Genomic DNA, 22367 nt, shown 5'->3' on the forward strand with positions numbered 1-22367 from the left:
CTACATAACCCCGCTCGACTTGCATGTATTAGGCACGCCGCCAGCGTTCGTCCTGAGCCAGGATCAAACTCTCCATTAAAGACGTTACAAAGTAACGTCAACCTGTTTCATCTTCATCCACTCTATTGAGAAGAACCGAAGATGAAACAATATAGAAAGAGCGATAAGCTCATTTTGAAACTGACGAGATAAAATATCTCTTTTCGCTTCCATTCTATACAACCTGACGGTATATACTAGAATCTTAGCATTTGATTTTGCAAGCAAAATCATTACTCACTCGTTGTTCAGTTTTCAAAGATCAAACCTGCATAATGTTTTACTTTATCTTCACTTTGTTTCACCACCGCATCTCAGCGGCGACTTAAATAATATATCATGTTTTCTACTTCTTTGCAACACTTTTTTAAAAGAATTTTTTAATCAATTCTACTTTGTTTTTGTGTTGCTAACTATCTTGTAAAAGACAGCTATAAGAATATACCACATAAACACGATAATTAGCAACACCTTTTTTAAACTTATTTTTTCATGTTAAAATCACTGCATTTAAATAAAGAGACTATTATTCCCTACAAGCAGAATAACAGTCCCTTTAACATTCATTTCTTTCTCTTAATGACTAATAAAGCCGGGACACTACTAGGCGATTCCCCTCATCTTATATTTAGCTACGTCAGTCCTTAATCCATGGATTTTTACGTGAACGAGCACTATAGGATGAGGAATGGGATCCTCCTCCAGTTGACTTACGGGATTTCTGCTTTTTGATAGTAGCATTTTTACTGGAAATCTTGGCTTTGGACGTCTCTTCTTTGGATGTACTGCCAGAGACGTCTTTTGATTTGCCTTTCCGCACGCTACTATCCTTTGGTTTAGAAGAAGAAACAACTTCATTTTGGGACGCAATAGTCAGATTGTTACCTACTTCCTGCGTTCCCGAAAATGCTGGCGCCGACTCCGTGTTCCCTTCCCGGCAGCCACAGTCCGGCATAAACATATAAGGCGTTGTATATCCCTCTAATGGATACATAGGTGCATTCCCATGTGCGGACGGATGATATGGGGAATTCGCAGATTGTTGTCCTAGTAGCTGGCTATAGTCGGACACGTATCCACCCGCAGGCAAACCATATTGAGGTCCTCCCCATGTATGCCCCCACTGACTGCCCTGAGCTGTACTCTCAGGATTTTGCTGTGGGTAGCCTTGATGGATAAATGGGGGATAGACAGGATAGGATGTATTTTCAGACGCTTCATGACTCGGATAATATCCGGGGGTACAGCAATCCGAAAAGGCAGGATAAGGTGTTGGGTGGGCATTTATAGACGCTTTTTGCATAGGTCCCCAACTCCATGGATGCTCACAGTCATGATGATAACCCTGATCTGGAGCTATCGAAGGAGAAGCATTTTCTGCAAAGGAGGTATTTACAGGAGCATTCCCCCAAGGTTGAGGAGACCCAATGCCCGGATACCACGACTTCGGCATTGTATTTATTTGTGGGCTGTAATCAAATGTCTGCTGCTGTACTGGCCATGGAGAATTTACTATTGGCTTCGAGCTTGTGCAGCCACAAAATTTTTCAGTTACGGGTTGCTTCTCCATATTTACTGGCAGCTGTGGCTTGGGTGCAATCGGTTGAGTAACTATAGGCTGTATTTGAGGCGGAGCAGGATTCACTGGTGCCATCGGCATGGGAACTTCAGGCAGTTTTAATTCAGGAAGCTTAGGAGGATTCACCATTTCTTTCGGCTGCGTCATCTCTTCTTTAGGACTAGGTATGTTCTCCGGTTTAGGCTGAGTCAAATCCGCCTTAGGCTGGGTAAGCTCCACCTTAGGCTCGGTAAGCTCTTGCTTGGTTGGGAATTCAGGTTTAGGCTGTGTCATCTCTTCTTTAACTGCGGTATTTTTTTTATTCGCAACAATATCAGACGCTTCTTCTTTGTAGTGTGGGATATTAACTGTTTCTCCAACCAGAAGAGCATTGGGGTTTTTAAGCTGGGAATTGGCATCGATAATTAGCTTAAGCGGTACATTCCACGCCTTGGACAACTTCCACAACGAATCTCCTTGCTTAACCTTGTGCTGATATACCGTTGACGGCTGTGTTTCCATCGTAACAGGTTCTGTCGGTATTTTGATTTTCTCGCCGATGTTCAACTGATTAGGGTCTGCCAATTGGGGATTGGCGGCAATAACTTTCTCCAGCGTCACATTATACTTCTGTGCCAGCAAGTACAGGGTGTCACCTTTTTTGACGATGTGTATTTTCACAGGTCACAAACCTCCTAGACTTTCGTTCGGGCGGGATAAACGCCCGGCTTCTGTTATTACATCCTATGCACCTCCCGGGCGAATGACCCCATACAAACAAAAAAATCCTCTCAACCGAATACTCTCGCGAGCATTCAGTCAAAAGGATTTAGTATTATTTTAGTCCTGCCACACTTTATAGCCATCCTGATCCACGATCTTCCTGAACTCAGCCAGTAGCTCCAAAGTCACTGGACCAGCAACACCGGAACCGATCGTACGACCATCCACTTCATAAGCTGCAATAACTTCTGCCGCGGTTCCTGTAAAAAATACCTCATCCGCAACATACACATCATGCAGTGTAAAAGGTTGCTCCTTGAGCGAATATCCAAGCTTAGCACACAAATCGATGATAGCATTACGAGTAATACCCTCAAGCGCTCCCAAATAGCAAGGCGGTGTATATAACACTCCATTTTTGACAATGAAAATGTTGTCCGCAGAACCTTCCGTCACATACCCTTGGGAATTGAGCATAATAGCCTCACCTACACCAGCGTAGTTAGACTGGATCTTTACCAGGATATTGTTGAGATAGTTCAACGATTTAATTTTCGGGTTCAAAGCATCCGGGATGTTACGACGCTGAGAGACAGAGATTGTCTTCAGGCCAGTCAAGTAAGCTTCCTCCGGGTAAATGGCGAGCTGCTCCACGATAATGATGACACTTGCCTTCGCACAACGAAGAGGATCCAAACCTAGATTTCCTACACCACGGGATACAACCAGACGGATATATCCGTTACGCATTTCGTTAAGACGAATCGTTTCAGCCATTGCTTCCAGCATTTCATCAGGAGACAACGGAATATTTAACTGAATGGATTTCGCAGAATCATACAGACGCTCCAAGTGCTCCTTACATTTAAAAATATTGCCGTTATAAATACGAATGCCTTCAAATATACCGTCTCCGTACAAAAATCCATGATCGTATACGGAAACCTTTGCATTTTCCTTAGTCACATGCTGCCCATCCAGATAAATCCATTGTTCTGCCATTAAAACCACACCTCCGATTAATGTTTCTTCAAAATAGGTTCGATCGCTGCTTCAACATACTTGTAACTTGGATAAGAGCCAAGAATACGTACATGGCACCCCAAAGCCTCAATCTCTGCAAAGGCTGCCGGAAGCAAAACGGAATGCAGAGATTCCAATACTTCAATGTAAAAATAATAATTCCCCAATTGCTTTTTGGTCGGACGCGATTCAATACGGGACAGATTTAACCTGCGCCACGCAAATGCGGATAAAACCTGATGCAGCGCTCCTGGGAAATCCTGCGGCGGCGTGACCAAAATACTGGTTCGCTGGCCTTCAGGCGTACGTGGGAGACGTATAGGTTGATGGCCGATCAAGACAAAGCGGGTAAAGTTGTTATCGTGATCCGTCACTTTGCTGGCTAAAATATCCAATCCGTGTTTGGCAGCCGCAAGCTTGGTTCCGAGAGCGGTCCAGCCTTTACCGGGGTTATGTTTAACAATTTCGACGGCTTCTGCCGTACTTCCTGCACTCTCCAGCTCGGCCTGAGGGGCGGAAGTCTGTATGAATTCTTTACACTGGGGAAGCGCTACAGGATGGGACATAATTTTGACCACTTTGCTCAAATCCAGCTTGTCCTGATCCTTAGTAAATTCACTGCGATGTCCAATAAGATTTTGAATTGAAGGATATACCCATTCTGCCTGCATTTGAATGTCTACTTCATGTACAAGCCAATCCATGTGCAAACTTACAGAGCCATCAATCGTATTTTCAATGGGAATCACACTATAGTCTGCCTTTCCCTTGTCTACTGCCTGAAATACGTCCGCTATATGCTTGTAAAACAGTAATTCACAGGGCGTATCTCCTAACAAATACTTTATCGCTTCATGAGAAACGGTCCCCTCAGGAAGAAGTGCAATTCGTTTCATATCGTAAGTTCCCCTTTAATCATATCCATAAAAGGGAGTGTATTCCCTTCCGTATATACTTTAACTCCTTCACTCTCCGGGCGCAATTTTAAAACAGACGCAGTGATCCCCTCTTTGTTCATTGTATCCGTTAAATACTGCTCCAACTCCGCTTTCCGATTTTCCCGATGATCTGTCAATGCTAGCAGCGTCGGCCCAGCCCCACTGAGAGCCACACCCAAAGCACCATAATGGTGCGCATCCTGTAGGATCTCTGTCATACCCGGTACAAGTGCCGCGCGGTAAGGCTGATGAAGCTGATCACGCATCGCTTCGGCGATTAAATCTGTTCGTCCCGATGCTAATGCCGCTACCAGCATTGAAGCATGACTTATATTATATACCGCATCCTTCAAGGATACATGCTTGGGCAGAACTTCTCTGGCTTTCGACGTGGACAGCTGAAAATCTGGAATAACTACCATAACCTCCAGATTAGCATCCGGCTCAAGCCGTAAATGCTTAGCATGCTTGCCGTCCCACATCGCTGTAATAATACCGCCAAATAGGGAAGCTCCAACATTGTCCGGATGTTTTTCAATGGCGCTTGCCATGTCGAACAGCTTGGAGTCCGACAGAGGCGAGCCAATCAGCGTATTGGCAGCCACCAGGGCGCCCACAATGGCGGAAGCGCTGCTGCCCAAACCTCGGGTGAGCGGAATATCCGAGTACATCGAAATATCGAGCTCAGGAACAGATACGTCCGCTTCCCGAAAAACCATTTGTGCTACCTTGTAAATCAGATTGGTTTTATCTTGGGGAACGCCATTCATTTCATCTCCATATAAATGAAAAGCCGTCTGTTCGGCCTCCTTCATTTCAATCCATGCATATAAGGACAACGCCATGCCCAATGTATCAAAACCTGGGCCCAAGTTGGCCGTACTCGCAGGCACACGCACTCTTGCTGTTTTTATAACGGTCATACAGACAATTCCTCCTGCTTTTATTGACTATCCCTCTACTCGATATACGCTTTTGATGCGACGGATGACGTCCAAAGTTTCAAAATGCTCCAAAACCTTTTTCATACTCGCTTTACTGGCTAAATGAGTCACGATAATAATTTCAGCATCGGGGTTAACCTCATTCGGTTGCTGCACAACTGATGCCAGACTGACATCAAATTCAGCAAATACCTGCGTAATCCGTGCCAACACCCCTGCTTTATCATCTACATGCAGAAGCACGAAGTTTTTGAAATACACATCTTCGTCATTACTGATTTTTTTGGGGTTGTAAGGTACGATTGCTTTAAGCCCATTCACGCCGAGTTTGAGATTCTTCACTACAGCTACTAAATCGGCTACAACCGATGTAGCCGTCGGCATTTCGCCTGCACCCGCACCATAAAACATGGTTTCTCCCACTGCTTCACCATGTACGTAAACCGCGTTGAATACCCCGTTCACCGAAGCCAATGGATGCTGCTTGCGTACCATGGTCGGCTGAACGTTGATCGTAAATTCATCACCCTGGCGCTCTGCAATGCCAAGCAATTTCATTTCATATCCCAGTTTTTTAGCAAAAGCAATATCTTCACTGGTTACCTTTGAAATACCGCTGACACTTACATCCTTGAGCTCTACATTAGAACGGAAACCGAGCGTGCCGAGAATTGCCATTTTACGAGCTGCATCCAGTCCTTCCACGTCTGAGGTCGGATCTGATTCAGCGTATCCAAGCTCCTGCGCTTCCTTAAGAACCTCCTCGTACGAGGCTCCTTCCTGACTCATTTTAGTTAAAATAAAGTTTGTCGTACCGTTCACAATTCCCATAATGCGGGTAATACGGTCGGAGGAGAAACCTTCAATTAGTGTACGAATGATCGGGATACCGCCTGCTACACTAGCCTCATAAAAAATATCACACTGCTTTTCTTGTGCCTTTGCTAATACTTCAGAACCGTGCAAAGCCATTAAGTCCTTGTTTGCTGTTACGATGTGCTTGCCCCGCTCCAGCGCTTCAAGAATGTATTCCTTCGTCTGATCAACGCCGCCCATGACTTCGATAATTACATCAATTTCAGGGTCCCGAATGACTTCCCATGGGTCCTCAGTAAGCTTGGCCGTGTCCACTTCAATGGAACGATATTTGTCTATGTTTTTTACAGCTATTTTTTCAATGATAATCGGTGAACCCACTTGTCTGCTTAAGTCTTCCTGATTGCCTTCTACGATTCGAACGACTCCCGTTCCTACCGTCCCCAAACCTAACAATCCTACTTTGACCGGTTTCATCCATTCCCCTCCTGCTAACTTATATCTAATGAACTGTATTGCCTTAACCTTGCCCAATCAGGCGGACACGTTTGACTCCAGAGATGGCCTCCAAGCCCTCCAGTAGAACACCCAACTCTTCACTGAGTCTGGACATTTCTACCGAGATGACTACGTTGGCTCTACCTTGCAGTGGAATACTTTGCTGGATCGTCAGCACATTGCCTCCGAAATCTGCCACTCTGCCAAGCACCCTGGACAGCATGCCGGACTGATGCTCCAAATCAATAGAGATATTGACAATTCGCTCACGCTCCAGCTGGTTAACCAAATGTATGCCGTCCTTATATTTATAAAAGGCGCTTCGGCTTAGCCCAACTTGCTCCACGGCATCATGCACGGTTTTAACATCTCCCGAAGCCAGCAGCAGTTTAACCTGTATTGTCTTAACAATAGCTTCAGGCAAAATATCTTCCCGTACCAAGTAATAGCGCTCTTTCAAGAACGTCCTCTCCTCAAAGACTTATGTTTTTGTATAGAGGACATTATATCGAAACTCCTGAAAATCGGCAAGCTAACAATACAAAAAACGGCTACTGCCATCTATAGAGTTCCCTATAGTGCAGTAACCGTCCACGTTTTAGACCATTATTTGATTTTTAGTAGTAGCTGCTGCCTTCCACGAATTCGAACTCGAAATCAGCAATGCGTACAGATGTACCATCTTTGGCGCCACGCTTGCGTAGCTCAGCATCCACACCCATGTGGCGCAACGTTCTTGCTAATTTTAAAATGGCATCATGCGAATTCAGCTGCATACGCTTCATCATGCGCTCAATTTTGGGGCTGTGCACCACGAATGTGTCGTTTTCACGTACAATCGTAAAGCCATCGTCTTCTGCCGTATCCAACTTGAATACCTTACGTTCATTGACTTCTGCTACTTCCTCAACAACTGGCTCGTCCGGTATTTGATCCAACAGATCAGCAGCCCGATAGAGCAGTTCCTTCACACCTTGGCGTGTCAACGAGGAAATAGGCATGATTTCAAGATCAGGACGTATAGAAGCAATCTGCTCTTTGAAGTGAGCCAGGTTTTCTTCAGCTTCCGGCATATCCATTTTATTGGCCGCCACAATTTGTGGACGCTCAGCCAACGCTGCATTATATTGCTTCAATTCGTCGTTAATTTTAGTCCAATCTTCAAATGGGTCACGTCCTTCAGAGCCCGCCATATCCACGACATGGATAATAATACGCGTCCGCTCAATGTGCCGCAGAAATTCATGTCCCAGCCCAATACCTTCATGAGCTCCTTCAATCAAACCAGGTAAATCCGCCATCACAAAGTTACGATGATCACCCACATCCACGACGCCCAAATTCGGGGTAATCGTTGTAAAGTGGTATGCGCCAATTTTAGGTTTTGCAGAAGATACAACCGACAACAAGGTGGACTTCCCTACACTAGGGAAACCGACCAACCCTACATCAGCCATTACTTTTAGCTCAAGCGTAATATAACGTTCTTGTCCCTCTGCGCCGTTCTCAGCCAACTCAGGCGCTGGGTTATTCGGCGTAGCAAAACGGATGTTTCCGCGTCCTCCGCGTCCTCCTTTAGCTACGACGACTTGTTGACCATGACGCGTCATATCTGCCACTACTTCACCAGTATCATCATCTATGATGACTGTTCCCGGTGGTATACGTACGATCATGTGCTCCGCATTCGCTCCGTGCTGGCTTTTGTTGCGACCTTTTACTCCACGCTGGGCTTTAAAATGCCGTTGGTAACGAAAATCCATCAAGGTACGCAAACCCTCATCTACACGGAAAATTACGTCTCCACCGTTCCCTCCGTCACCACCACCTGGGCCACCTTCAGGAACGTATTTTTCACGGCGAAACGCAATTAATCCGTCTCCACCGTCTCCACCTTTAACAAAAATCTTCGCTTTATCTACAAACATGGTTACACCTTCCTTATGTCTGGCACTGCATCCTAATTTGAAGCATTTCGCCCGTAGGGAGCTTCTCTGTTCGAATGCGTTCACTTCCGAGTACGGACCTGACCTGCTTTAGGATATTCAAATCAGCAGGTATGTCACTTCCTTCAAAACGGACGATAACATCATTCTGATCCATACCGAAAAAAAGTGTCAATCTGCGCACTTCTCCCCAGGACGACCGGCCCCCGCCATATTGATACGCACGCACCGTTTCTATGACGGCCGAGGCAAGCGACTCGCCGTCTTCGGGAGACATGACAGCGTCTAACTTTAGCTGCTCCTCAACCTGTACCGACAACTGTAAATTTCCAGCGTTCACGCGAAAAGACTGCAAATAAAACACCAGCGAGGGAATACCCAACTTAGAAATTTTACTGTCTTCCGCCACGCGCCCTTTTATTGTTTCCACATAAGCAGCAGATTTATCATGCTTATTCATACGAATATAGCCATAAAGTACCTGTAAGTCATTCATCCAGTCATGCCGGTGATGGTTAAGCATTGCAATCGCTGTACGCTCAAAAGAACGCAAAGCAGCTTTCCGCTCATGTTCAACCTGCCTATGTGTATACCACATACCAAAGCAAGCAGCAACTATAGACCACACAGCTAATATGATAATCGTTAATACTTCGGGATAGAGCAGTGAAAAAACCAAAGGAATCAGAATGGAACCCAACGCCAGATAAGGCGCTCTTATCCGCTGGAACATGGCTTCTCTCCGTTCTGCGATAATTAAATGGATTAATAAAGACCTTAATCCAGTATAGCACAGACTAACTTTCCAGTTCATTACCATCATGCAAAAAAGCCTCCGACAAAAGTGCCGGAGGCTTTTCAGCGTGTCTAAGCCGCTATTAAGCTTCTACAGTAGCTGCTACTGGAGCAGCGTCGATCGGGTAGATGCTCACCTTTTTGCGATCACGGCCCCAACGTTCGAACTTCACAACGCCGTCCACTTTCGCGAACAGAGTGTCGTCCTTACCGATGCCTACGTTCGTGCCCGGGTGAATTTTCGTTCCGCGTTGACGAACCAGGATGCTACCGCCGGTAACTGCTTGACCGTCAGCACGTTTCACTCCAAGACGTTTCGATCTACTGTCACGTCCGTTTTTCGTGGAACCTACACCTTTTTTCGATGCGAATAATTGAAGATCCAATGTCAATTTCAACATGATGTCTACCTCCTTCTTTGTTTATTTTCTATTTGAATATACTTACCGTATGATTCAGCAATACTTGTCAGCATAATCACCATGGACTCCAGCAACAGTTGAACCTGTGCATTCGCATCATGATAACTTTCAGGAGAAAGATACGCGCTTAAAAAGCCGTTTTCCATTTCCGTTTCCATCTCAACGTCCGTAAGAGCTTCAATAGAATTGACAGTTCCTACCGTTACCGCTGAAACACCAGCACATACGATATCTTCGCCAGATTTGGCATAATTCGCATGGCCTTTAATGGAAAATCCCTGTATGCTGCCATCCTCCAGTCGTGTAATACGCACGATAATCACTTATCGCACCCTCTTACGCTTGGATTTTTTCAATCGTCACTTTCGTGTACGGTTGACGATGACCTTGCTTCACATGGTAGTTCTTTTTAGGTTTGTATTTGTATACGATGACCTTTTGACCTTGACCATGCTTCTCAACTTTAGCTGTTACAGAAGCTCCAGAAAGAAGCGGTGTACCTGCTGTCAAGCCATTGTCGCCGGACACTGCCAAAACACGATCGAACGTTACAGTTTCACCATCATTAGCTTCCAACTTCTCGATGAACAATACGTCGCCCTCTTGAACTTTGTATTGCTTACCACCTGTTTCGATAATTGCGTACATTTGCTTGCACCTCCTTATGTCTCAGACTCGCCTAATAGCAGGTGGCAGATTCCCTTAGGATGCTGCACTTCAGTACCTGATTGGAGCGGTTACAGCATGTGCAGCCAATCTTACGCATCACACATACCAAATGATTGTAGCACAAGTTTCGTTCACATTCAACCTCTAGTTTTGAAATGATTTTTGGTTCTCGCATCGCTCTATACGAGCGTCTTTTCCTCACGCACTTTTTTGCGGGTCATTTCCAGCAAACCTAACCGTGTCCAACCGACAACATATGATTTAGTCCGATCCTTCTTCAATCTTGCTTCCAGCACAGAGGATACTTCCCGACGATTCTCCTCTTGTTCCATGTCAATAAAATCAATGATGATAATACCACCAATATCACGAACACGTACCAGGCGGGCAATCTCTTCGGCTGCTTCAATGTTAGTCTGGGTCACCGTCTCTTCCAGATTACTGCCTCCCGTAAACTTCCCAGTATTCACATCAATGACGGTCAATGCCTCCGTATGATCAATGACAATGTATCCGCCGCCCTGAAGCCATACCTTTCGCGCAAAATCGCGTTCCAGCTGCTCATGAATGCCATAAGCTTTAAAAATAGTTTCTTCTGCACTACAAAATATACTTACATGAGCTTTCGCGGGACCAATCTGTTGCAGCATTATTTCTGCATCCTTTGCTTGCTCCTCACTGTCAATGACCAGTTCGTCCTGTTCAGGTGTAAACACATCCCGAATTAAACGCTGAACGATACTCAAATCCCGGTGTAATTCACACGGAGCCGGGTGTTCACCAGCTTTACGCTGAATAGCTGCCCACTGCTTACGTAGTTGATTCAGATCATTTTCAATCGCCTCTATACTCATTTCCTCCGAAACGGTACGAATTATGACCCCTTCCTCACCCGTGCGCAGCTGCTCTCCCATTGCTTTCAAACGGGCACGTTCTCCCTCACGCTCGATCTTCTTGGATACGGCCACATAATCAGCACGAGGCATGTATACGATCCAACGGCCCGGAAGTGAAAAATGAGTGGTGACCCTGGCACCTTTGCTACCAACAGCCTCTTTTAATACCTGCACTACAATTTCCTGACCCACCTTTAACAGTTCAGTAATGGATGGCTTTACCTCCGGTTGCTTGTCCAAATGGGCATGAAGTACGTCATCCACATACAAAAAGGCATTCTTTCGCTGTCCAATGTCAACAAAGGCGGCTTGCATTCCTGGTAGTACATTGACCACCCTCGCCTTGAAAAAAGAACCTAGAATTCCCCGTTTTCGCGGTAGTTCAGCCGCATATTCAACCAATCGTCCCTCTTCTAACAGCGCCATTTGGGTCATCTGTTGTTGGCATTGTACAATCATTTGCTTCATGGTTTTTCAACCTCTCTGGATACAGCCTCTTCCTCAACTCATAAAACATTATTTGGGCTTGGGTTCTCCACCATTTGGCGGGCGTGCCGCAAAATAAGAGCGAATAAGACGTTGCTCCGGCAATACGGCTACAATCCGTCCCTGCTCATTCATAACATAAACCATATGATACCGATCTCTTCTGAAAAGACGCAAAACAGGCTCCAAATGTTTCACTGGCAGGGATACAATAGGTAAGGCAATACTCCCCTTAGCGGCTTCGCGATAAAAAAGCTCGTCCCTCCCCAGCAAAAAACGTATAAAACGGTAAGGGATATTCCGATAATCCACAATATTAGAATAAAGCAAAAAAATCCCTACCGCCAGCAGATTTAAATGCATAGGCCCATTTTGCCTTAACAACGGCGAAATACCATACATACAAAATAGCAGACTCGTTACGATACTGGCTCGAAAAGTCCACACCAATGTGCGGTGATAAGAAAAGGATAAACTAATCAATGACTGCAATATTTTCCCACCATCAAGTGGTAAAATTGGTAACAAATTAAACAGTGCAATAACTGCATTTCCCTGAATTATATAATTTACATAATCATGCTCCAGCCCACTCACATTTCTGAGCCATAAAAGGATAATGATCATGATTCCGTTTTGCAGGGGGCCCGCCAGGGCAATGACAATCTCCTTCCACGCATTGAGCTTCCCCTGATCCTCAATAACTGCCACTCCTCCAAAGGGTAACATCTGTATGGAAAGCACCCGCGCCCCCAACAGCGAAGCGGCTGTCGCATGACCTAGCTCATGAATAAACACCAGTGTAAACAAGGTCATGATCTCGATAAAATGTCCAGTTAATACAGAGGTCAGCATAACTAATACAAACAGTGGATGCAGTGATAAAGTCACCCCCCGGACATTAATCAAGGGCTACCACTTCCGACGGGTCAATATATTGATCCCCTCTCTGCACTGCCAAAAACAAAGTTACCGCCTCGCTGCCGTTGTGGCTTGCTGGCAGTACACCGATCTCGTCTCCCTCCTGAACCCAGTCGTTCACTTTTAAGGTAGAGCGGGAAAGCCTTCCGTAAGTTGCTGTAATACCGCCAGTATGGCGAATTGTAATCGTAATTCCACTTTCGGGATGATTCAATATGTCTAATACACGTCCTACATCTATACTTTTAACAGCGATTGCCCCGTTGCCGGTAACATTCGGCGTAATTTCTACCCCTTTAAGACTTAGGGCAAACGACTGTGTTATATTGCCTTCAATCGGTGGAGAGCCCTTTCGACTTGCGTCTACCTTGTGCGTTTCATGCTCCTCGCCAAAAATCGGCAAAAAGGAGGGAGCTCCGTCAAAATAAGTTTCATACCATTGTCCGGCGGCTGTAAAATCCATATCCTTATTCAAGGCATCTGCGATAAAAATTCTCAAATTCACTGCATAGGGAATATCCCAGCGAAACAATCCCCATACCATTCCAAATAACACCGTTGCCATGACAGATCTGCGCCAAAAGGAAGTCCAAAAGGACGGACCACGGTTCGCCCCAAAAGATTGCTGCCAGCGTTGCCGATCATTTTTCCACTCGGTTTCCGGGTCTCTGGGCGAGTTGGCACTGACTATAGGCATCGAATTCATTTCTCTATCCCCGTGCCTGTCCTGATATATGCCAGAGGAATACACCTCCGCTTTGCTTCCCGCGATTAGCTGCTGTATACGTTCTTCTCTGCGCTGCTTGATTCCGGAATTTTTATTCATCCTGTTCAGCCCCCTCAGCGAGGTATGTTTATACATCTTATGAGGACGGGCTTCAACTTATGTTGTCCGGTTCGGGATTATACACCTAAAAATCAAAAAAACCGGCGCAAGTGCACCGGACCTGTTTGTATTTATGACATTTATGTAGTGACCCTAAATTTTGAGAAACACGAATTATAGAAATTTAAAAAGACAAACCAAAAACACTTAAATAAGATTATTACTTATTTAAGTGTCTAGTATTACAATTTTAATTTTCTCATCCACCCATACCAAAAAACTTCTTAAAGCGTGTCATCACGCTCTTCTTCTGGTCCAGCTGCATGAGGGGCACTGTATCGCCCAAAATCCGTCTCGCAATGTTGCGGTAAGCAATCGCTGCCTGTGCATCTGGATTCATAACAGTAGGCTCTCCTGTATTAGCTGCTTTAATTACCATTTCATCATCTGGCACAATCCCAATAAGGTCTATGCTAAGCACTTGTAAAATCCCATCAATATCTAACATATCTCCGGATTTAACCATACTATTGCGAATACGGTTAACCACCAACTTGGGTGATATCACATGTGAGCTTTCCAGTAAACCAATTACCCGGTCTGCATCGCGTACGGCGGCATTTTCCGGGGTGGTTACAACAATGGCCTGATCCGCACCAGCAATGGCATTTTTAAAGCCCTGTTCGATACCCGCAGGGCAGTCGATCAATATATATTCAAAATCCTTTTTAAGCTCCAAAATAATATCCTTTACCTGCTCCGGCGTAACAGCACTCTTGTCCTTGGTTTGAGCGGCTGGCAGCATATACAGCTCCTCAAAACGCTTGTCCTTAACCAGTGCCTGATTTAAACGGCAACGACCTTCCGCTACATCAACAAGGTCATAAATAATCCGGTTTTCCAGACCCATCACAACGTCTAGATTACGCAAACCGATATCCGTATCGACCAAACATACCTTTTTGCCGAGCAGTGCAAGCGCTGTTCCTATATTGGCTGACGTCGTCGTTTTGCCGACGCCGCCTTTTCCTGAAGTGACGACGATAGCCTCTCCCATGTGCTACACCCCTTTGAACACGTTAAAATCGCGGCCCAGACGCACAATATTGCTCATTTTATCTATTTGCATAGCGCCATCCTTGAGATACGCAAATTCCATACCGGATTCACGTGTCTCCCATTCGTCTGGTGGACGGCTGATCATTTCGGAAATTCGCAGCTGTGTCGGTGCAAAATAGGAGGCCGCGATAATCGCTTCACTATTTCCCTCCATCCCTGCATGCGCCATGCCTCGCAGAGCGCCGAGGACATAAATATCACCGGTACATGTTATAATTCCGCCTGGGTTTACATCTCCCAAAAAGAGTAAGTTGCCATTGTGATGAAGCACTTGACCTGAACGGATAATCCCTGTCACCGTGTGAATGGGGGGCTTTCCCTGCACTTCTGCAGGCAGTCCGGGTGATTCTACAGACCTGATGAGCAGGTTTCCCTTCTGCTTCAAGATCTCCAGAATACTTTCCTTCTGTTCCTCAGTCACTTCCCGGCTTCCCAGCTTAATATCCACATGAATAATCGGGCCTGTTAAAATATTTTGATGACTGTGTTCCAGCTTAAAACGCAGCTCACCCAGCAAATCCTCAAACTCGCATTGATCGTCCAGCAGGAATACCAGGCCATCTTTGATGCCTTTAATCGTGACATGATTCGATTTCACCGCCATTAGCCTGTCCCTCCTATCTCAATCATTTCGGCCTCGGGACGTCAAATCCCTGCTAACCCGGACAAAATGTGTGTGAAAAGACCTAGACGGCCTCTTCCTTTTTCTCACGGGTACCCAAACGCTGCAATTGCTTGCGAACTGGGACATAAATGATGAGGGCGAACAGAAAATGGATAAATAAATCAGGAATCATATACTGAGCAAGTGCCCAATTGAAAGTCTGATGATTCAGCTGAAACAGCTGATCAATGGCAAAAAGCATAGAATCCAGCAAAAAACTACCAATCAACACGGCCGCCATCATAATGGGCATCGGCGCACGTCGAGCTGTAAAAACAAGCCCCAATAAGTATGCAGACAACCCCATTGCAAAAGAGTAAGGGCCAATGATAAACCCGTAGTACACTACATCATGAATAAGTCCAAAAACAATACCTAGCACCAATGCTGTATGACGGCTGTAATACACAGATACAAACAAGATCACGACATATACAAAATTCGGAACCATTCTTGAATGCCAACTATCCGGAAGAAGCCACGGAAGAATCGTTCCTTCAGCTATAAACAGTGCAAACAGCAGCAGTATTAGAACCTGACCGCGCATCTTCATTATTCCGGTACCTCAGGAGTGTAAAGAACGAGCAATTCCTTCCAATCCACAAAGCTGGCTGCCGGTTTAATAATCGCTGTCCGTGTTTGGCCGAACTCCCCAACCTGGATTTTCTCTACCGTTCCAATCTTTAGGTTTTTACGGAATTTTCCGCCTGCGCCAGACGTAATAATCTGGTCGCCCTTTGCGATTGGATCTTTTTCCTCAATGCGAGTCATTTGAAATCTGTTCGTACCCGGATCATAGCTTTCAATCATACCAAACGATTGATTTTCCTTGCCCAAGACTGTCGCTGCAATGGCATAAGAACTCGGATTTTTAGGATCCAATGTAGTCAACAGCGTAACGGTGGACGTAAAATTTCCCGTGCGGCTAATGACTCCTACAAATCCTTCAAGCGAACTGACTTCCTGACCAACCTTCGCTCCGTCCTTCTCACCAATATCAATCACAAGCGTTTTGGAATCATTGCTGACGCTATTCACTTGAGCAACACGATAATCATAATTATTTTTCGCCTTTTGCGTTTGGGTGAACTTCAGTTCATTCTGCAGTCTGGCATTTGTTTCAACATAATTATGGGTCTGAATCTGGTCACGAGTCAGCTTTGCTACAGCAATTTTTAACCGCTCATTTTCTTCGTAGATATTACGCATATTTCCGATATCTTCAAAGAAGCCCGCTATTGCTGAAGCGGGCCTGTAAAAGATACCTTGCACAAAGCCAATTGAATCTCTGGCGAACTTCTCCGGCCAGGTTAAGGAATTTCTCTGTCCAAGTGTAATCCCCATAAGGGCAATAAACAGAACGATCCCGATCAATAGAACAAATAGTCTTTTATTGCCAAACAGCTTAAACAGTTCCTACACCCCCGATTCAACGTTTGGAACGGACGGCAGAACTACTGCGCGATTTGAACAAATGGATATTTTCCAGCGCTCTGCCTGTACCGATTGCCACACAATCCAGAGGATTTTCCGCTACGATCACCGGCATTCCGGTTTCACCTGCCAACAGCTTGTCCAGGTTACGCAGAAGTGCTCCACCGCCAGTCAGTACGATTCCTCTATCCATGATGTCCGCTGCCAACTCGGGAGGGCATTTTTCCAGTGTTACTTTGACCGCGTCCACGATCGCATTGACTGTATCCGATAATGCTTCGCTAATTTCATCGGATGTAATCGTAATCGTCTTCGGCAAACCTGTTACCAGATCCCGTCCGCGGATTTCCGATGTCTCCACTTGCTCTAATGGCATAGCTGAACCAACTTCCATTTTCAGCTGCTCTGAAGTCCGTTCACCAATCATCAGGTTGTATTGACGCTTCACGTATTGGATGATGGAGTCGTCCATTTCATCGCCAGCCACACGCACAGAACGGCTTGTTACAATCCCTCCCAGGGAAATGACTGCAACCTCGGTTGTACCTCCACCGATATCGACAACCATACTGCCTGTAGGCTCCCATACGGGAAGATCAGCGCCAATTGCAGCTGCAAACGGCTCCTCTATCGTGTATGCCTCTCTTGCGCCTGCTTGCTTCGTCGCATCTTCAACAGCACGCTGCTCCACGGCAGTAATGCCTGAAGGCACGCAAACCATCACGTTCGGATGGCGTGGAAACCAAGAACGTTGGGCTTGCGCCTGACGGATAAAATATTTGATCATCGTTGCTGTCGTATCAAAATCAGCAATGACACCGTCCTTCATCGGACGAATCGCACGGATATTTCCCGGTGTGCGACCGATCATTTTTTTCGCAGATTCACCAACAGCCTCAATGGTTTTTGTATCTGTACGCAAAGCGACTACAGATGGTTCACGAACCACAATTCCTTTTCCTCTTACGTATACAAGCGTGTTTGCCGTCCCCAAGTCAATTCCCAAATCTTTTGTAAAGCCACCCAGCATGATGTAATCTCCTTTTCTCTTCCCTGAAATCTGTTATCCATGTATAAACGGTTTATTCAGGCCGGATTATCCGGTCGGATTTAAATGTTTGATTTAAATATTATATTATATCAGACCTTGTTCCTTCAAACTTATAAAGGTCCCGTCCCCGATCACAATATGATCAAGCACGTCGATACCCACGATGTTGCCCGCTTCCATCAGGCGGCGAGTCAACTGGACATCCTCCGGGCTTGGCTTCGGATCACCGCTCGGATGGTTATGAGCACAAATGATCGAAGCACTGCTGCATTTGATTGCTGCCCGAAATACTTCACGAGGATGCACGATGGCGGAATTCAGGCTGCCCATAGATAGTGTTTCCTGAGCAATGACATGATTTTTAGTGTTTAGGAACAAGCATACAAAATGCTCTTTTTGCAAATAACGAAGCTGCTCAAACAGCAGATCTGCCACATCCCGCGGGCAACTAATCACCGGGGTCTCCAAATGGCGAGACAATGCTAATCGACGCCCCAGTTCGATACCCGCTTTTAGCTGTATCGCTTTAGCATTTCCAATGCCCTTAATCTGGGTCAACTCGCTCAGACTCATATCCACCAGTTGACGCAAGTTCCCTGCCTGCTGCAAAATACGCTGCGCTAAATGCACCGATGACTCATTTTGTGTTCCTGTACGCAGCAATATTGCCAGCAACTCCGCGTTGCTCAAGGCATCCGCCCCATATGTCATCATGCGCTCTCTTGGTCGTTCTTCATGGGGGAGGTCGCGAAGCATCAGTATTGGCGACTCCAGCATATGTTTATCCCCTTTATGGACGCAACACATTCACTCCAAAATCGGACAGCATGTCCGACAGCAAGGAAAGCGGCAATCCTACGACGTTAAAATAACAACCCTGAATAGATTCCACCAGCGTAGCACCCATGCCTTGAATGCCATACGCTCCTGCTTTGTCAGATGGTTCGCCAGTGTTCACGTATGCCACAATTTGCTCTTGGCTCAGAGGCTTCATTGTAACCTCCGTTTGGCGATGTCTGACAAGCATTTTGCCGGTTCCGGTATGTATGCAGGCTACCCCGGTGTACACACGGTGTGTTCTTCCCTGCAATGCAGTCAGCATGCGAACCGCGTCCGCATGGTCGGCAGGCTTGCCCAATACCGAACCATCCAGCACGACAATGGTATCACTGCCAATAACCAGTCCAGCTTCCTCGGACTGAGCGGCGGTGTTCACGACCGCTTCGGCTTTGCGTGCCGCAAGGGTCTCCACGATTTGCTGAGGCGTCCAGCTCTCAGGCGTGCTCTCATCCGCATGACTCGGCACCACCTCAAAGGGGAGTCTCAAAAATGCGAGCAATTCCTTCCTTCTTGGTGAAGTCGATGCCAGAATAATGCGGGGCGTAATTTTCCCGTCCATAAGGGAAGCTCCTTTTCATCAGTTAGAGCCTGCGGTACAGCCAGAACGCGGCAATGATGCCGATCAGACTAAGCAGGCTCAATTCAAAATTTATCGTTATGTTGTAGCTGATAATATCCAGGTCCGCTCTCGGCGACCAAGATATCCTAGTGGGGTGGGTCAGAAAGGAAAGGAACTTGATCGATTGAAGGGCTTTGGCAATCCATGCACCCAAGAGCCAACCGAGCAACAAAAACAGTATAAGCATTCCTACATTTTTTTTCATCCTGATCTTCCCTCGCCATTTTTTGACACCTTCATTATTATACGGTGATTTGTACTGCAATACAAACAGAAATCCGGCATGGGGAACTATTTCCAGTTCCTTGCCGGAAAATATGGTTAGCCTATTGTTTTATGAATTGGATAAATTCCTTCTCACGCAAAACATATTCCATCATGGAGGACTGAATCTCCCAAATGTGTTCCTTGGCCGTATTCTTATTATATTCCCCAAGTGCAGAGACCGCGCTGTTCATCGCCTTTTCAAGTGAGGTTGCGGAGGCAACCGCTTCCTTCGGAAGACCGGTAGGAAGTGCAGTGATATTTTGTGTCCACTGCTGATGCAGGTCGTTCAGCTCCTTCATGTCGGAGGCTGGGACCGTATTCGGACCTCCTTCTCTGAGCAAGGTTGAGGAAAGTCCGCTCAACTTACCCACCAATGAACTGCTTAACTGAAAAAAGCTAGTGAGTTTATCACCTTCGCCTCCGTAAGCCGCTTTTTCGAATCCAGGCAATTCAAGCTCACGAACATACAATTCGACTCCTTGTGTTTTCAACTGATTGCTGAGCAACTTGGCTTGCTCCCTATCCGGTGATATTCCTGCATATACCCGGTTTTGGTCCTCGGTATCCTCTCCTGCTGCAATGCCTGCCTTCAACAGTTCTTCTTTTGCTTGTAAGGCCCGTTCTGGAGTGCTGAAAACCCCATATTGCAGCAAATAGTAGGTTTGTGGAGGTACCTGAGCCTCTATGACAGTGACAGGGACAGAATTCTCTTTTGCAGATATTGCATCCACACCAACAGATTCTCTAAAGACCGGTACAGCCTCCTCTACTGAAGGATCTGCTCCCGGGACCATGCCTCCTCCGTTAAACAGTAATAACATAATATATCCAAACATACCCCCGGTCACCAGTGCGCTGGCTACAGAGCCAACCAGTTTCCATCTAGAAGGGTGAGGCGGACGTTTTCTGTACTCTTGGCCAGAATGATAAGCTTCCTCATTCTCTTCTAAGCTATCTGGTAGAACGTCCGCATCTGACCAAGAAGCCGCCGAACGGCCAAAGGGGTCATCCCATCCCTCTTGTACTCTTAATGTCGGAGCAAAGCGCCGACTTGAAATGCGTTTATTCAGATCCTCAGGCTCATTGAGCTCTGCTTCTTGCGTAGTTACAGTATTTTTCTTCATTCCTCTAATCCGTTCCGTTCCTTTTTGCGGGTTATCAGCTTGATGACGCTTATCTTTTTGATATAACCCCTTATCTCTAATCGTTTCACGCTGTTCGTTCGTAATCGACTCGTTTTTGTACGGAAGCACCTGTAGCTTATCCTCCCGGCTTGTCTCCGGCAACTGTTGGTCGAACCGGAATGTCATCTTGGTCTTGTTCATGGATGCACTCCCTCCTTGTCCCATACTTCCTCATAGTCTGTTGTATGAGTCAAGCTAAGAATATATGCCCCAGCATTACAAAAAAAGGGTATCCCGAAACACATTCGTGTTCGGAATACCCTTGAATAAATGTAATTCATTGGTGTAACAGCTCATTTTTATACGTATTACACTTGCTGTCCGCGAAGATGGCGTGCTAACGCATCGCCTGCTTTCCAGATATCTCCCGCTCCCATCGTCAGCACAAGATCACCCGGCTGTAGCCGATCTTTTAACTCCTCGATCACGGCTTCTTTGGTCGGTAAATAGATTGCATTAGCATTACTGTTTTGGACGATTAAATCCACGAGCTTGGAAGAATGCACGCCTTCAATCTGCTTTTCTCCCGCTGGTGAATAAATATCGGTAATTATGACTTCATTAGCCTCGCTAAACGCGCGGCTGAACGCGTCCAGCAGGAAAAAGGTGCGGCTGTAGCGTTGCGGCTGGAACACAGCAATAATACGCTTGCCAGTCGCTCTCGCTGCGCTAATCGTAGCCTCAATCTCTGTTGGGTGATGCGCATAGTCATCAATAATCAGAATGTCATTGCTTTCACCTAGCACCTGAAAACGACGTTTCGCTCCGTGAAATTCCACAATTGTCGCAGCGATTTGATCGAATGGAATCCCTGCTTCCAAACATGAAATCACAGTAGCCATCGCATTATACATGTTATGTTTACCCGGTACAGATAATTCAATCGTTCCGAGTGCTGTTCCCTTACGGCTCATAGTAAAGCTTAAACGACGGTCACCTAATTGGATATCTGTCGCCATATAATCCGCTTCATGCTCCACTCCGTAAGTAATGACCCGAGTTTGGAGCTGAGGTAGCATCTCTCGGATGTTCTGATCATCTGCGCATACAATTGCTGCTCCATCCGGCCGAATTTGACTCAAAAACTGCACGTAAGCACTTTTCAGACGATTAAAGTCGCCATCATAATTTTCCAAATGATCCGCTTCAATATTGGTTACGATACCTTGCCAAGGATGATATTGCAGAAAAGAACCATCGCTCTCATCCGCCTCGGCAACGACAAACTCGCTTTTACCTGCTTTGGCGTTCGTCCCCAAATTCGTGATTTCGCCGCCAATAATGTACGTTGGATCAACATTGCATCTCTCCATAACCAGAGCGATCATTGAGGAGGTTGTCGTTTTACCGTGCGCTCCTGCAACAGCTACTCCCTTACGTTCGTTAAGCAAGCGAGCCAACATCTGCGAACGGTGCAGAGTTGGAATATTCAATTCTTCCGCTGCTACCCGCTCCACATTGTCACGTGACAATGCTGTTGAATAGACGACGATATCCGCGCCTGCAATATGTTCAGGCGTGTGTCCAATATATATTTTTGCGCCTTTTGCCGCCAGTTTTTCTGTCAGCTCTTGAGATGCTACATCTGAGCCAGTCACCGTATACCCCATCTCCAGCATGACCCGAGCAATTGCGCTCATCCCGTAGCCGCCGATACCGATAAAATGAACATGTTCCGAAGTAATCAAC

At 46.1% G+C, this 22367-nt stretch carries 24 protein-coding genes, 1 rRNA gene and 1 other annotated feature; all 25 genes read right to left on the reverse strand.

The window, feature by feature from the left end:
* A 16S ribosomal RNA gene (locus tag AC6EJC_RS21715) occupies positions 1-79 on the reverse strand; the annotation flags it as partial.
* 597 nt (positions 80-676) lie between these two features.
* Positions 677-2278, reverse strand: coding sequence for a LysM peptidoglycan-binding domain-containing protein (locus AC6EJC_RS21720; protein ID WP_444955753.1), 1602 nt, complete (start codon positions 2276-2278; stop codon positions 677-679).
* Positions 2279-2437: 159 nt separating this feature from the next.
* Positions 2438-3322: a branched-chain-amino-acid transaminase gene (ilvE, locus tag AC6EJC_RS21725; RefSeq protein WP_444955754.1), complete on the reverse strand. Its 885-nt coding sequence runs from the start codon at positions 3320-3322 to the stop codon at positions 2438-2440.
* A gap of 17 nt (positions 3323-3339) precedes the next feature.
* Positions 3340-4239, reverse strand: coding sequence for a prephenate dehydratase (gene pheA / locus AC6EJC_RS21730; protein ID WP_444955755.1), 900 nt, complete (start codon positions 4237-4239; stop codon positions 3340-3342).
* Entirely contained in the window at positions 4236-5204 is a 969-nt protein-coding gene (gene thrB / locus AC6EJC_RS21735) for a homoserine kinase (protein WP_444955756.1), read from the reverse strand. The genes pheA and thrB overlap by 4 nt, the downstream gene beginning before the upstream one ends.
* A gap of 27 nt (positions 5205-5231) precedes the next feature.
* Complete coding sequence (locus AC6EJC_RS21740; RefSeq protein ID WP_444955757.1) at positions 5232-6518, reverse strand: homoserine dehydrogenase; 1287 nt, start codon at positions 6516-6518, stop codon at positions 5232-5234.
* A 43-nt stretch (positions 6519-6561) separates the two neighbouring features.
* On the reverse strand, positions 6562-6999 hold the full coding sequence (locus AC6EJC_RS21745) for an ACT domain-containing protein (protein WP_444955758.1): 438 nt from the start codon (positions 6997-6999) through the stop codon (positions 6562-6564).
* 157 nt (positions 7000-7156) lie between these two features.
* Positions 7157-8467 carry a GTPase ObgE gene (gene obgE, locus AC6EJC_RS21750; RefSeq protein ID WP_444955759.1) on the reverse strand — a complete coding sequence of 437 codons (1311 nt, stop codon included), beginning with the start codon at positions 8465-8467 and terminating at the stop codon, positions 7157-7159.
* Positions 8468-8480: 13 nt separating this feature from the next.
* On the reverse strand, positions 8481-9218 hold the full coding sequence (locus AC6EJC_RS21755; protein WP_444955808.1) for a Spo0B domain-containing protein: 738 nt from the start codon (positions 9216-9218) through the stop codon (positions 8481-8483).
* Positions 9219-9363: 145 nt separating this feature from the next.
* Positions 9364-9681, reverse strand: coding sequence for a 50S ribosomal protein L27 (rpmA, locus tag AC6EJC_RS21760; protein ID WP_068500009.1), 318 nt, complete (start codon positions 9679-9681; stop codon positions 9364-9366).
* A gap of 5 nt (positions 9682-9686) precedes the next feature.
* Entirely contained in the window at positions 9687-10025 is a 339-nt protein-coding gene (locus tag AC6EJC_RS21765; protein WP_444955760.1) for a ribosomal-processing cysteine protease Prp, read from the reverse strand.
* 13 nt (positions 10026-10038) lie between these two features.
* The gene (gene rplU, locus AC6EJC_RS21770) at positions 10039-10350 is read right to left on the reverse strand and encodes a 50S ribosomal protein L21 (RefSeq protein ID WP_013311592.1); all 312 of its coding nucleotides are present in this window, start codon (positions 10348-10350) and stop codon (positions 10039-10041) included.
* A 13-nt stretch (positions 10351-10363) separates the two neighbouring features.
* Positions 10364-10451, reverse strand: a sequence feature (ribosomal protein L21 leader region).
* 99 nt (positions 10452-10550) lie between these two features.
* Positions 10551-11735, reverse strand: coding sequence for an Rne/Rng family ribonuclease (locus AC6EJC_RS21775; RefSeq protein WP_444955761.1), 1185 nt, complete (start codon positions 11733-11735; stop codon positions 10551-10553).
* Positions 11736-11783: 48 nt separating this feature from the next.
* Positions 11784-12662 (reverse strand): M50 family metallopeptidase, encoded by an 879-nt coding sequence (locus AC6EJC_RS21780; RefSeq protein ID WP_444955762.1) that lies wholly within the window; start codon positions 12660-12662, stop codon positions 11784-11786.
* Entirely contained in the window at positions 12655-13500 is an 846-nt protein-coding gene (locus AC6EJC_RS21785; protein WP_444955763.1) for a peptidoglycan DD-metalloendopeptidase family protein, read from the reverse strand. Before AC6EJC_RS21785 ends, AC6EJC_RS21780 begins: the two co-directional genes overlap by 8 nt.
* Positions 13501-13759: 259 nt before the next feature.
* On the reverse strand, positions 13760-14557 hold the full coding sequence (gene minD, locus AC6EJC_RS21790) for a septum site-determining protein MinD (protein WP_013372668.1): 798 nt from the start codon (positions 14555-14557) through the stop codon (positions 13760-13762).
* 3 nt (positions 14558-14560) lie between these two features.
* Positions 14561-15223, reverse strand: a complete 663-nt coding sequence (gene minC, locus AC6EJC_RS21795; protein WP_444955764.1) for a septum site-determining protein MinC — start codon at positions 15221-15223, stop codon at positions 14561-14563.
* An 82-nt stretch (positions 15224-15305) separates the two neighbouring features.
* Positions 15306-15836, reverse strand: coding sequence for a rod shape-determining protein MreD (gene mreD, locus AC6EJC_RS21800; RefSeq protein ID WP_444955765.1), 531 nt, complete (start codon positions 15834-15836; stop codon positions 15306-15308).
* On the reverse strand, positions 15836-16657 hold the full coding sequence (gene mreC / locus AC6EJC_RS21805; RefSeq protein WP_444955766.1) for a rod shape-determining protein MreC: 822 nt from the start codon (positions 16655-16657) through the stop codon (positions 15836-15838). The genes mreD and mreC overlap by 1 nt, the downstream gene beginning before the upstream one ends.
* A gap of 55 nt (positions 16658-16712) precedes the next feature.
* Complete coding sequence (locus AC6EJC_RS21810; protein WP_444955767.1) at positions 16713-17747, reverse strand: rod shape-determining protein; 1035 nt, start codon at positions 17745-17747, stop codon at positions 16713-16715.
* 105 nt (positions 17748-17852) lie between these two features.
* Positions 17853-18545 carry a RadC family protein gene (radC, locus tag AC6EJC_RS21815; RefSeq protein WP_444955768.1) on the reverse strand — a complete coding sequence of 231 codons (693 nt, stop codon included), beginning with the start codon at positions 18543-18545 and terminating at the stop codon, positions 17853-17855.
* 13 nt (positions 18546-18558) lie between these two features.
* Positions 18559-19167, reverse strand: coding sequence for a Maf family protein (locus AC6EJC_RS21820; protein ID WP_444955769.1), 609 nt, complete (start codon positions 19165-19167; stop codon positions 18559-18561).
* A 22-nt stretch (positions 19168-19189) separates the two neighbouring features.
* Complete coding sequence (locus AC6EJC_RS21825; RefSeq protein ID WP_023989955.1) at positions 19190-19432, reverse strand: DUF4321 domain-containing protein; 243 nt, start codon at positions 19430-19432, stop codon at positions 19190-19192.
* A gap of 121 nt (positions 19433-19553) precedes the next feature.
* Complete coding sequence (locus AC6EJC_RS21830; protein WP_444955770.1) at positions 19554-20819, reverse strand: SPOR domain-containing protein; 1266 nt, start codon at positions 20817-20819, stop codon at positions 19554-19556.
* Positions 20820-20986: 167 nt separating this feature from the next.
* Positions 20987-22366, reverse strand: a complete 1380-nt coding sequence (gene murC / locus AC6EJC_RS21835) for a UDP-N-acetylmuramate--L-alanine ligase (RefSeq protein ID WP_444955809.1) — start codon at positions 22364-22366, stop codon at positions 20987-20989.
* Position 22367 lies beyond the last annotated feature (1 nt).

The sequence above is a fragment of the Paenibacillus sp. TY11 genome (genome assembly GCF_059772165.1).

Bases quoted from the DNA above. Each gene is read 5' to 3' on its own strand.
- AC6EJC_RS21825 (WP_023989955.1), bottom strand. From the start codon at position 19,432: ATGAAAAAAAATGTAGGAATGCTTATACTGTTTTTGTTGCTCGGTTGG.
- minD (WP_013372668.1), bottom strand. From the start codon at position 14,557: ATGGGAGAGGCTATCGTCGTCACTTCAGGAAAAGGCGGCGTCGGCAAA.
- thrB (WP_444955756.1), bottom strand. From the start codon at position 5,204: ATGACCGTTATAAAAACAGCAAGAGTGCGTGTGCCTGCGAGTACGGCC.
- radC (WP_444955768.1), bottom strand. From the start codon at position 18,545: ATGCTGGAGTCGCCAATACTGATGCTTCGCGACCTCCCCCATGAAGAA.
- pheA (WP_444955755.1), bottom strand. From the start codon at position 4,239: ATGAAACGAATTGCACTTCTTCCTGAGGGGACCGTTTCTCATGAAGCG.
- minC (WP_444955764.1), bottom strand. From the start codon at position 15,223: ATGGCGGTGAAATCGAATCATGTCACGATTAAAGGCATCAAAGATGGC.
- AC6EJC_RS21785 (WP_444955763.1), bottom strand. From the start codon at position 13,500: ATGAATAAAAATTCCGGAATCAAGCAGCGCAGAGAAGAACGTATACAG.
- obgE (WP_444955759.1), bottom strand. From the start codon at position 8,467: ATGTTTGTAGATAAAGCGAAGATTTTTGTTAAAGGTGGAGACGGTGGA.
- AC6EJC_RS21755 (WP_444955808.1), bottom strand. From the start codon at position 9,218: ATGTTCCAGCGGATAAGAGCGCCTTATCTGGCGTTGGGTTCCATTCTG.
- rpmA (WP_068500009.1), bottom strand. From the start codon at position 9,681: ATGTTGAAATTGACATTGGATCTTCAATTATTCGCATCGAAAAAAGGT.
- AC6EJC_RS21820 (WP_444955769.1), bottom strand. From the start codon at position 19,167: ATGGACGGGAAAATTACGCCCCGCATTATTCTGGCATCGACTTCACCA.
- AC6EJC_RS21740 (WP_444955757.1), bottom strand. From the start codon at position 6,518: ATGAAACCGGTCAAAGTAGGATTGTTAGGTTTGGGGACGGTAGGAACG.
- ilvE (WP_444955754.1), bottom strand. From the start codon at position 3,322: ATGGCAGAACAATGGATTTATCTGGATGGGCAGCATGTGACTAAGGAA.
- rplU (WP_013311592.1), bottom strand. From the start codon at position 10,350: ATGTACGCAATTATCGAAACAGGTGGTAAGCAATACAAAGTTCAAGAG.
- AC6EJC_RS21775 (WP_444955761.1), bottom strand. From the start codon at position 11,735: ATGAAGCAAATGATTGTACAATGCCAACAACAGATGACCCAAATGGCG.
- AC6EJC_RS21830 (WP_444955770.1), bottom strand. From the start codon at position 20,819: ATGAACAAGACCAAGATGACATTCCGGTTCGACCAACAGTTGCCGGAG.
- AC6EJC_RS21810 (WP_444955767.1), bottom strand. From the start codon at position 17,747: ATGCTGGGTGGCTTTACAAAAGATTTGGGAATTGACTTGGGGACGGCA.
- mreD (WP_444955765.1), bottom strand. From the start codon at position 15,836: ATGAAGATGCGCGGTCAGGTTCTAATACTGCTGCTGTTTGCACTGTTT.